8 protein-coding genes and 4 pseudogenes are annotated in these 9851 nt (G+C 67.7%); 6 read left to right on the top strand and 6 right to left on the bottom strand.

What is annotated here, in order from left to right:
- Both ACIBK0_RS48035 and ACIBK0_RS48030 read right to left on the bottom strand, forming a co-directional pair.
- Nucleotides 1–193 (bottom strand): hypothetical protein (locus tag ACIBK0_RS48035; protein WP_399095594.1); only part of this gene is annotated, 193 nt, incomplete at its 3' end.
- 6 nt (nucleotides 194–199) lie between these two features.
- Nucleotides 200–960: pseudogene (locus tag ACIBK0_RS48030) on the bottom strand (transposase family protein).
- 529 nt (nucleotides 961–1489) lie between these two features.
- Between ACIBK0_RS48030 and ACIBK0_RS48025 the strand changes: the two are divergent.
- Entirely contained in the window at nucleotides 1490–1660 is a 171-nt protein-coding gene (locus ACIBK0_RS48025) for a hypothetical protein (protein WP_399095591.1), read from the top strand.
- 42 nt (nucleotides 1661–1702) lie between these two features.
- Complete coding sequence (locus ACIBK0_RS48020) at nucleotides 1703–2089, top strand: transposase (protein ID WP_399095588.1); 387 nt, start codon at nucleotides 1703–1705, stop codon at nucleotides 2087–2089.
- A 500-nt stretch (nucleotides 2090–2589) separates the two neighbouring features.
- On the opposite strand, the gene ACIBK0_RS48015 is transcribed toward ACIBK0_RS48020, so the two are convergent.
- Complete coding sequence (locus tag ACIBK0_RS48015; protein ID WP_399095585.1) at nucleotides 2590–3162, bottom strand: S1 RNA-binding domain-containing protein; 573 nt, start codon at nucleotides 3160–3162, stop codon at nucleotides 2590–2592.
- A 46-nt stretch (nucleotides 3163–3208) separates the two neighbouring features.
- A pseudogene (locus ACIBK0_RS48010) lies at nucleotides 3209–3547 on the bottom strand (transposase); the annotation flags it as partial.
- 258 nt (nucleotides 3548–3805) lie between these two features.
- Here ACIBK0_RS48010 and ACIBK0_RS48005 point away from each other — a divergent pair.
- Nucleotides 3806–5067, top strand: a pseudogene (locus tag ACIBK0_RS48005) (tachylectin-related carbohydrate-binding protein).
- A 444-nt stretch (nucleotides 5068–5511) separates the two neighbouring features.
- On the opposite strand, the pseudogene ACIBK0_RS48000 reads toward ACIBK0_RS48005, so the two are convergent.
- Nucleotides 5512–5830, bottom strand: a pseudogene (locus tag ACIBK0_RS48000) (IS200/IS605 family accessory protein TnpB-related protein); the annotation flags it as partial.
- Between the two features lie 248 nt (nucleotides 5831–6078).
- On the opposite strand from ACIBK0_RS48000, the gene ACIBK0_RS47995 reads away from it, so the two are divergent.
- Nucleotides 6079–7029: an alpha/beta hydrolase gene (locus tag ACIBK0_RS47995; protein ID WP_399095582.1), complete on the top strand. Its 951-nt coding sequence runs from the start codon at nucleotides 6079–6081 to the stop codon at nucleotides 7027–7029.
- A 183-nt stretch (nucleotides 7030–7212) separates the two neighbouring features.
- Here the strand turns inward: ACIBK0_RS47995 and ACIBK0_RS47990 are convergent, their stop codons facing one another.
- Nucleotides 7213–8091 carry a helix-turn-helix domain-containing protein gene (locus ACIBK0_RS47990; protein WP_399095579.1) on the bottom strand — a complete coding sequence of 293 codons (879 nt, stop codon included), beginning with the start codon at nucleotides 8089–8091 and terminating at the stop codon, nucleotides 7213–7215.
- Nucleotides 8092–8193: 102 nt separating this feature from the next.
- Between ACIBK0_RS47990 and ACIBK0_RS47985 the strand changes: the two genes are divergently transcribed.
- Nucleotides 8194–8889: an SDR family NAD(P)-dependent oxidoreductase gene (locus ACIBK0_RS47985; protein WP_399095576.1), complete on the top strand. Its 696-nt coding sequence runs from the start codon at nucleotides 8194–8196 to the stop codon at nucleotides 8887–8889.
- Between the two features lie 413 nt (nucleotides 8890–9302).
- A complete protein-coding gene (locus tag ACIBK0_RS47980) occupies nucleotides 9303–9779 on the top strand; it encodes a 4-oxalocrotonate tautomerase family protein (protein ID WP_399095573.1) in 477 nt (158 codons plus the stop codon).
- Nucleotides 9780–9851 lie beyond the last annotated feature (72 nt).

The raw sequence follows: 9851 nt of genomic DNA, 5'->3' as shown, positions 1-9851 counted from the left end.
TCTCCCAGGCGAGCACCCGGCGGGAGAACGCGTCCCGGATCGCCGAGAGCCACAAGGGCCCCTCACCGGTGGTGATCATGGTGAGGTCGGTGACCATACGTCCCCACGCGGAGGCGGTGCTCACCGAGATCGGCCGGCTGGCACCCACATGAGGCGCACGGCCGTGCGGCATGTGCTGTGCGGTCCTCGTCATGATCCCTCAGGCTGACGCATTGAGGTGCAGGGCGAGAACGGCCTGGATGAGGTCGGTGATGCGCGTGGTGCTGCATCGAAGTTTGCGCAGGAGGCGCCACGTCTTGAGGGTGGCGATGGCTTGTTCGCCGAGTGCGCGGATCTTGGCGTGGGAGACGTTGACGGCCCGCTGGCCTGCAGACAGCATCTCCCAGCGGCCGCGGTAGGGCACGCGCACCGTACCGCTGGCACCCTGGCACCCTGGTAGCCCTTCGGCCCAACAGAGGATGCCGACGTCGGCCAGGGCCTCGATGATGCCGTGCGTGCGGGCCGCGCGGATGTCGTGGACCGCCCCGGGCAACGCGGCCGAGGCCCAGCAGGTTCCCGAAGGGAGCGGCGATGACCTGGACGTTCATCCCGTGCTTCCGGTGTTTTCCGGGGCGGTCGGCGGCGATGCGGTCGATAGGCAGGAGTGTGCCGTCGAGAATCACGAACGCCTTCCGCCCTGCTGTCTTGGTGGCGGCGGCGAGGTCAGGGGCGAGCGCTGCGAGGAGCTCTACCGCCTCGGCAACGTATCGGCAGACCGTGGCGATGCCGATGTTGAAACCGGGCTGCGAGCTGAGCGTATGTGTGACCGCAGCGCAGATGCGCCAGCACGAGCAAGGCTTGCCGGTCCGCCGGAGGACAACGCCACCGGGTATTGCGCTCGCGGCGTCGGGCGCGGAGCAGGCCGGACAGGTACTGCAGGGCCGAACTGGACAGATAGATCCCCGAGGGATAGACAAGCACCGAAGTTCCAGGCGCACAGGTTGATCTTGGTCGACAACCCATCTACCAGGAGCTTCACCTCTTCCCGCACCCAGCCCACCGCCAACTCAGCCCACCCTGAGCCAGGTTGGAAACACCTCAGTGGGAGCATCTGCCGCAGGAACTCGGCTTCGGCTCGGGCATAACGTGCTGGCGCCGGCAGCGGAGCTCGTCTCGTCTTCCTCCACCCTGGGCGCAGGCTACGGGTACAAGACCAGGACCCCATTGCCTGGCGTCAGCGCAGGCCGGCACGGAGCAGGAACCCGGCGACGTTGACCAGCGTGGGTCGGGCAGGGACCCCTGTGCCGCACCGCGGGACAAGGCCGTGAACAGGCAATTGGCCCCCGCGTGGCCCGCCGCCCCGGGACCGGCGGGCCGGCGTCTCGAAAGGCGCCGTCGCGAGGTAACCGGAACATACGCTTCCGCCAGTCCAAACGGAAGACCCCTTCCCCATTGACCCTCGACGTGCACAGACGCACCCTGAACCCCACGCGCCGCAAGGGAGCACAGCATGAGCCGAGCCACCGACACACACCGCGTCGTCGAGTACTGGACAGACAAGGACACTCACGTGATCTTTCCCGTCGAGCGAAGCGACGAAGTTGACCGCCTGAGCGACGAGCAGCTGATTTCGAAGTACGGGGACCCCGAAGACGGTGCAGTCGCGCGCATCGTCCACTAGCAGTTTCGTTTGGATCAGTGGGACGTTGGGCCGGGTGTGCGGTTGACTGACGCGCAGTGCGTGCGGGTCGAGCCGTTACTTCCGGACCGGACGCCGAAGCGGGGTGGCCGCTGGCGGGATCACCGTGAGGTGATCGACGCGATCGCCTTCAAGTTCCAGATGGGAACGCGGTGGATTCATCTGCCGGAGAGGTACGGGATCTGGCGAGGTGTCTACAACCGGCTGCGGATGTGGGCCGTCGATGACACCTGTGAGCGGGTGTTCACGGCGCTGGTGGCCCAGGCCGACGCCGACGAGGAACTGAACTGGGTCGTCTCGGTGGACTCCGCGATCGTGCGCGCTCATCAGCACGCCGCCGGGGCCCGCAAAAAGGCGCCCTGGCGGCGGAGCCGGATGACCACGCCATCGGCCGGTCGCGCGGTGGGCTGACAACGAAGATCCATCTTGCTGCCGACGGTCGCTGTCGTCCGCTCGCGTTCGTCCTGACCGGCGGCCAACCCCGACACGGAACAGATCACCGAGTACCCCAACCCCATGGAGCTGAGCAAGGAGCTACGAGAGCCGCTCGGGGATTGGAGCACATGGCAGGCAGTCGACGCCGGTGTCGACAGCTCCTACGCGCCCTACCCGGAGGAGTTCTATCGGAACAATCTGTCCGTCGCACCCGGCTGGAAAGTCGGCGGATGGGCTTCCTGGGGCCCCACCGACCCCGCACCCCGGTTCTGCCCCGCCTGCGGCACCGAGATGGACCCGCTGCTGACCATCGCCACCTTCGAATGGGACGACGGCGCCCGCAGCTGGATCCCGGACGAAGACTACGAGGATCAAGCCCCCGCCAGGCCGTCCCGTGTTGGGGCGTGTGCCTTCCTTTCGCTGAGCAGACGTTCAGGAACACTCGCGCAAGGGAGCCGTGGCGGGAACGCAGCGAGTCACCGGTGGTCGGCTGAGCTTTGTCGTCGGGAGAGGGCCAGCCTGCGTCGCTCTCGGTCGATCTCGGTGACGACGACCGTGATCTTGTCGCCGACCTGGACGACAGCTGATGGAGTTTCCACGGGCGTCCAGGCGAGCTCTCGCAGGTGAACCAGTCCCTCGATTCCGTCGGCGACCTGGACGAAGACGCCGAACGGGATCAACTTGGTGACCTGGCCAGGCAGTTTCTGCCCCACCGCGATGCTGTCAGCGAATACCTGAAAGGGGTCCGGCTGCGTCGCTTTCAAGGACAGTCTGGCCTCCAGGTTCCATGTGTCGAACTGGAGGAACTCGCATGAGACGCGCTGTCCGACCTGCACGACGTCGGAGGCTTCTTCGAAACGCCGCCAGGACAACTCCGCGAACGAGATGAACCCGACGCCAGGGAAGACCGGATGGTCGGGGCCGTCGTCCAGCGCCACGAACACACCGAACCGTTCGATCGCTGTGACGGTGCCGGAAAGGAACTCGCCGCAGTGCAGTGATTCCAGGAACGCCCAGAGTTCTGGGTTCTCAGACGGTCCGCCCATCATGCTCCCAGCCTTTCACGAGGAGCTGCGCACCGAACAGGGGGTGCGGTCACGCCGCGGTCTTGAGGGGACGTCCACCCCAGCGAACGCCTTTCTCGCAGCGGACGCGGGCCCGCTCGCGCCGTTCGGCGGCCAGGACGTCGCGGTGGCGGGCGTTGGCGTTGCGCCAGCTCAGGTAGGCGTGCAGTGCCCGGGTCTGCACGGAGTGGTTGGAGTGGTTGGAGTTCGCGATGGCGCACTTCCTGAGCGGGCCGAAGTGCGCTTCGATCGGGTTCGTCCACGAGGCGTAGGTCGGGGTGAAACACAACTCGACCTTTTTCTTCTTCGCCCAGCGACGGATGTCGGCGCCCTTGTGGGCGGACAGGTTGTCCAGAATCACGTGCGCCGGATCGCTGCCCGAGTCTGGTAGCCCGTCAGAGGCATCACTGGCCCCTTGTGGGTCAGGACCAGCGACCGTCAGGACGCAACGGGCCAGGGACGCTTGCGTCCACGCGATCTCTCTTCCAACCCCCGTGACCTGCGGCGAAAGTAACTCCTGCCATCGGGCGTCACACCCACGACGACCTTCACAGCTGCACCTGCAGGGCAGCTGTTTGGGCCAGGGATGTGCCTTCGCCCGCTCGACTTCCATGCCGCAGGAGAAAACATGAAGCTGAGCAACGCCGTCCGCCGTGCCTCCGCCACCCTCGCCGTCGGCGCAATGTCCCTCGGGCTGGTCACCGTCACCGGCGGGGCCGCGCAGGCCGCCGCCTCGTGCACCCCGTGTCGATCTATGGCACGCTGTCGGACGGTCGGCTGACGTACACGCAGATCGAGCCGAACACCGGGGACCGCGTCAAAACGCTCATAGGCCCGGACCTCGGCTTCACGCCGAAGGCGATGGCGACCCTCAACTTCAACACGGTCCTCGTCACCTCGACCACCGGCGACCTTTACCGCGTCGACGTGCAGACGAACAACACTTCGCTGACCCTGGCCGCCGTCGTGAAGATCTGGGACGGCGGCTGGACGTTCGACAAAATGGTGTACGACGGCGCCGGTCACCTCTACGGCACGGTCGACGGCCAGCTCCACCAGTACGTCGTGTCGCAGGCCAAGCCTTCGGGGTCGGCGCACATAGGCCAGCACGTGGTGATCGACACCGGCTTCGTCCTCAAGACGCTCGCCGCGGCCGGCGACGACCGCATCATCGCCTCGACCTCGGGCGGCCAGCTCTACAGCTACAAGATCGACGGTGTGGGGGACTGGACGCGCGCCACGCTCAAGAGCGACGGCTGGTCCGCGGTCGACTCGCTCTCCTCCCCCGGCGGCGGCCTGTACTACGGCCGCACCAGCGGTGGCATGTACTGGTACCACGACGTCGACCCGACCGATGGAGACGGCTCCGACATCGAGTACCACCCCAGCGACCCGGTGGACGCCTCCGGCTGGACCCAGAGCCTGCTGTCGGCCTACGCGAACAACTGTGCCTACGTGCCCCCGGCGCCCACCGCCACTACCGGCGAGAAGATCGCCAAAGTCGCCAACGCCCAGGTCGGCAAGGACTTCAACGACTTCGACTTCCACTACCCGGGCGCTTGGTGCGCCGAGTTCGTGCGCTACGTGTGGGCCAACGTGGGCGTCAAGACCAGCGGCGTGACCGCGGAGTCCGGCAGCCTCTACACCTACGGCCAGAACAACGGGACCCTGCACAGCACCCCGAGGGTCGGCGACGCCGTGGTCTACGGATACAGCGGCGGCGGTAACGCCAACCACGTCAACCTGGTCGTCGCGGTCGACGGCGACTACGTCACCACAGTCGGCGGTAACGAGAGCGACATGGTGAAGAAGACCACCTACAACTGGAAGACCAACAACAACCCGCTGAACGCGGGCGACATCGCGGGCTTCATCTCCCCCGTCGGCTGATCCCCTCCTCCACCCCTGAGGGCCCCGCCGATTCCGGCGGGGCCCTCTCGCGTTTCCGGCTCCTGGACCAAAACGGCCGCCGTAGCAGTCTTGTGTACTCCTGGCGGCCGCACCGGCTGGAACGACGCCGTACGGGCAGACGGTTTCCACTAACTCCAACCGGAGCTGCTCCCCCGCCGTCGTCCATACCGCCAAGGCCGGCGTCGGCCTCCAGGCATGCCTCGTGCGCACCATCAATGACGTCGCCCAGGTCGTCCTCATGGTCGTGTACGACTCCGCCTCGGCGGTGACCATTTCGGGCACCGTCACCTCCGAGTTCTCCGCGCAGGCGAGCTGCTCGACGTACAGCCTCGCGGTATCGGGACACGTCGGGCTGCTTCGGCGCGACCGCGCACGTCCTGAACTACACGTACGGAGTCGGCTACCGTTTCTAAGGACTGCGGAGAAGCGGCGGGGGTGGCTGATCGGGTTGCCATGGACGTCCAGGCGCCAGGCCGCCAGGTGGTCGGCGTTGGTGTCGACACCGATCACCCCGTCGGCGAGCGCGGCCTCGATGGCAACCGTCTTGGTCTCGGCGTGCTGCAGGCCGCGGTGAGGTACCAGCGTCCGCGCGCCACATCCAGATGGATGCGGTAGGCGATGGCACGGTGGGCCACCACGCGGTCGGCCCACTCCGGCCCCCGGTGCGCGCAGCGCACCCGGCGGCGAGGACGTGCCGGCCGCGTGGGGCATTGGCCAACTCGGCCGGCGGCGCGGGGAGCTTGTGTGCGCCGACCCACCACAGTTGAGTACCCCCATGAGGACGCTCAGACGTACGCCGGAACCGACAACTCACCGTCAACGGGGTAGCCAACTCCCTGAACTCGCCGAGAGCAACTGTCAAGTGTTGTGGATCGGAGAACGTCGGATCAGGCGGCAGGCAGCAGGCAGTGTTTGTGATGGTGAAGGTGCTTGGCCAGGAAACTGTCTTCGGGCCGGGGTCGTTCGGATCAAGGTGGCATCCTGGCCTGCATGGCCGAACCGATCAATCCCTCGTTAGCCGATGCCGAACTGACCGCCTTCATCAAGGCTGTTCGGCAGGACCCCGGACCTTCCGCGCGTGCCGTGGGCGTGGCGGAGTTGCGGCGTGCGCAACGACTCCGCGCTGAAGCCCGGCCTCCGGGCCCCGAGATCGACCACGTCGAGGATCTAGCAGTGGGCTCGGCTGCCGTGAGGGCCCGCCTCTACCGGCCTTCGGCGGTGTTCGGGCCGGTGGTGGTGTTCCTCCATGGAGGAATGTGGACGATCGGCGATCTGGAGTCGCACGATCGGGCATGCCGTCGATTGGCGCTCGGGACCGGCACGGCTGTGCTGAGCGTCGACTTTCGCCGTGCTCCGGAGCACCCATGGCCGGCTGCCGTCGACGACTGCGTGGATGCCATCCGGTGGGCAGCGGCCGGCGGAGGTTCCGGTGTCGGGATCGCAGGCCCGACCGTCGTCATGGGTGACAGTTCCGGCGGCAACCTCGCTGCGCTGGCCTGCCTGCGCCTGCGCGATGAAGGCGGACCGCTGCCAGCCGCTCAGATCCTGGTGTACCCCAACACCGATCTGACACTCTCCTGTCCCAGCGTGCGGTCGAAGGCCACGGGGTGGGGCCTGACGGCCGACGATGTCGCGTGGGGGGCCGAGCAATGGATCCCGGACCCGTCCCGGCGGGCCGACCCCGGGGTCAGCCCGCTGTACGCCGCAGACCTCGGCGGACTGCCACCCGCCGTTGTCGTCACCGCGCAGCACGACCCGCTTCGGGATGAGGGCGACGCCTATGCCGCCCGGCTTGCCGACGCGGACGTTTTGGTCAGACACCGCTGCGAGGCCGGGATGGTCCACGGATTCCTCACCCTCGACACCCTTTCTCCCGCCGCTGCGAAGGCGGGAGAAAGGCTCTTCGCGGACGTCGCTGACCTGCTCGACCAGGTGCGCTGACGCCTCGACAAGCAGTGGCGACCTCGGCGCGCTCGGCCAGGACACCACGCTCGAAACGGTCCCGGCCCGGACCACGGACACCAGGTGAGGAGCGTTGCCTGCTCGCCAGCAGGCCTGTGTGGACCCGATCAGCTGGAAACCAATGGCGCCGGCAGCAGGGCCGCCGGGCCCGCGGCCCGATCGTTACGGCGTGGAGAACAGGCCGGGCCCCGGAGGCGAGGGGCCGTCGGCGCGGACGCCGTTCGTGACCCTCAGGAACTCCAGCTTCTCCGCATCGGCGGAACCCGCCGCCACCGTGTAGACGACGAGTCGGATGTCGCAGCCCGGGACGGTGAGCACGTCGCAGTCGCACGTCACCTCACCCACCTGGGGGTGCACGATGGTCTTGCGGGCCGAGACGTGCGGTCCGACCGCACCCTCGTCCCACAGGCGGGTGAACTCCGCACTGGTGGAGCGCAGTTCCTCGACAAGGTCGATGAGTGCACGGTCGCGGGGGTAGTCGACGAGAGCTGTGCGCAGATCGGCGACGAGGGCGGGGCCCAGGGCGTCGCTGTCCTGGAGCACGGGCCAGGCCGCGAGCCCTGAGGGCCCTGCGGCGAAGACCGCCCGCACCAGGTTCCGCTCGACCTGTGTCCGTGCGCTGGGGTCACCCAGCAGCACTGCCCATGCGGGAGTCCAGGACAGCAAGGTCCAGTCGGCACTGAACACGCCCACGGGGAACTCCCCGAGGCGAGCCAGCATCCGTTGGACCCCCGCTGGAACATACGTGGAGATCGTCCCCTCCTGGGGAGGCAGGAGGCCGGCAAGCCGGTAGGCGTAATCGCGTTCCATGGGCTGCAGCTGCAGTGCCCTGGCCAGGCTCGCGACGACCTGCGCCGAAGGGCTCGTGGCGCGCCCCTGCTCCAGCCGCACTACATAGTCGACCGACAGCCCTGCGAGCTCGGCCAGTTCCTCGCGTCGCAACCCCACCGCACGTCGTCCGGGCCGCGAAGTCCGCCCGACGTCGAGGGGAGAAAGCCGGTCGCGCCAGCGGCGCAATGCCGTGCCAAGGGTCTCGTCCACTCGACCATTGTGTCCGCCGGACAGCTGCTGTGCCTGGTACTGGCTGTCCTACCGTCACGGAGAGCACTGGCTGGCCTCTCGCCACGGGCCGAGAGTGGACGCATGACGACCACATTCATCACAGGAGCCAACAAGTCCCTCGGGTATGAGACCGCCCGCCGCTTGATCGAGGCCGGCCACACCGTCCTCGTCGGCGCTCGTGATCCAGAGCGCGGCCAGGCGGCCGCCGACGCACTCGGTGCCCGTTTCGTCCAGATCGATGTGACGGATGACGCGTCGGTGGCTGCGGCCGCTGCCGATGTCGGGGCTCGCGAGGGCGGCATCGACGTCCTGATCAACAATGCCGGCGTCCTCGGTACACACAACCCCGCCGACCAGATCACGGCCGCTGACGCCAGCGAGGTGTTCGAGGTCAATGTCGTGGGGATCGTCCGGGTGACGCATGCGTTCCTGCCCCTGCTGCGCAAGTCCGCGAACCCGGTGATCGTCAATGTGTCGAGCGGTATGGGGTCGTTCGCGGCCACCCACGACGCCGGGCGCGTCGAGGGCCGGGCCATCGCGCCGCTCTACACGGCGTCGAAGGCTGCCGTGACCATGCTGACCACGCAGTACGCAAAGTCCTGGCCGGAGGTGAAAGTGAACGCGGCCGACCCGGGCTACACCGCGACCGACTTCAACGGGCACAGCGGCCCGCAGACAGTGACCGAGGGGACCGACGCGATCGTCGAACTCGCCACCATCGGGGCGGACGGACCGACCGGAACCTTCCGTGACCGTCACGGTGAGATGGCCTGGTGATCCACCTCTGAATTCGGGGCGCGCCCGGCACGGACGAGGACTCCAGAGTGTCAAAGGGTTGGGAAGTACTCATCGACAGAAGTCGCCCTCGAAGCTGCGAGCCATCCCTCCTCACTCAGCCGGTGCCTCTTCGCTTCAACCGCGTCGCCGAAATCTACGCCACAGGATGAGTCCCTGCGCCGGCGCCGGGGTGGTCTTGCCCACGCCGAAAGTCCCGTTCAAGCAGAGGATCATCACCCGACCGTACGCGGGCACCATTCGGAGGAGGACGCCCCCGAGGTCGCGACTGTCGGGGGCGCCGCCTTCTCATATGGCCCGCGCCGCTGATGTGGGCTGTTCTGACCCACGCAGGTTATGACACCCGTTATATCGCGGTGTAGGCTCGACTTATAACAGTCGTCATAGGGAGAGCCGTGACCGTCATCACCGTGAACAGTTCGAAGGGCCGCTTGAGCCTGGACCAGCGCCGCAAGCTGGCCGAGACACTGACGGACGCCGTGCTCGTGCCCGAGGTCGGCCAGTTCGCCCCGGCCGCGCGGGTCGGATTCCAGGTGCACTTCACCGAGCGTGAGCCCGACACGATGGCCATCGGCGGCCGGCTGCTGGCGGATGCGGGACCGGACGCCGACGCGATGGTGATCGACGTTACGGTCATGGACGGCGACTGGTGCCAGGAAGTCCGCACCGAGGTCATCAAGCGCGTCCTGGCCGCGATGGCCGACGCCTGCGGTCTGGCGCAGCCGTCGCCGACCTGGTGGGTGACCTTCCGCGTGATCGACGAGGGCAGCTGGGGCTCGCGCGGCGCCGTCCTGTCCGTCCTCTCCCTCCTCGACAGCGGCGTGTTCTCCGAGGAGAAGGCCGAGGCCGTCCGCACCGCGCTCAGCGCGTGAGAAGCGTGCGGCCGGCGCCCCGCGCTCGCCGCGTGGGGCGCCGGCGGCGCTGCGGTGCCCCCGGTCAGTCTT

Source organism: Streptomyces sp. NPDC050564 (genome assembly GCF_044457265.1).
Taxonomy (GTDB): Bacteria; Actinomycetota; Actinomycetes; order Streptomycetales; family Streptomycetaceae; genus Streptomyces.
This window is presented reverse-complemented; position numbering and strand designations above follow the sequence as displayed.

Excerpts from the sequence above, each read along its gene's own strand:
- ACIBK0_RS48025 (WP_399095591.1), top strand. The coding sequence starts at position 1,490 with ATGAGCCGAGCCACCGACACACACCGCGTCGTCGAGTACTGGACAGAC.
- ACIBK0_RS48015 (WP_399095585.1), bottom strand. The coding sequence starts at position 3,162 with ATGATGGGCGGACCGTCTGAGAACCCAGAACTCTGGGCGTTCCTGGAA.
- ACIBK0_RS47995 (WP_399095582.1), top strand. The coding sequence starts at position 6,079 with ATGGCCGAACCGATCAATCCCTCGTTAGCCGATGCCGAACTGACCGCC.
- ACIBK0_RS47985 (WP_399095576.1), top strand. The coding sequence starts at position 8,194 with ATGACGACCACATTCATCACAGGAGCCAACAAGTCCCTCGGGTATGAG.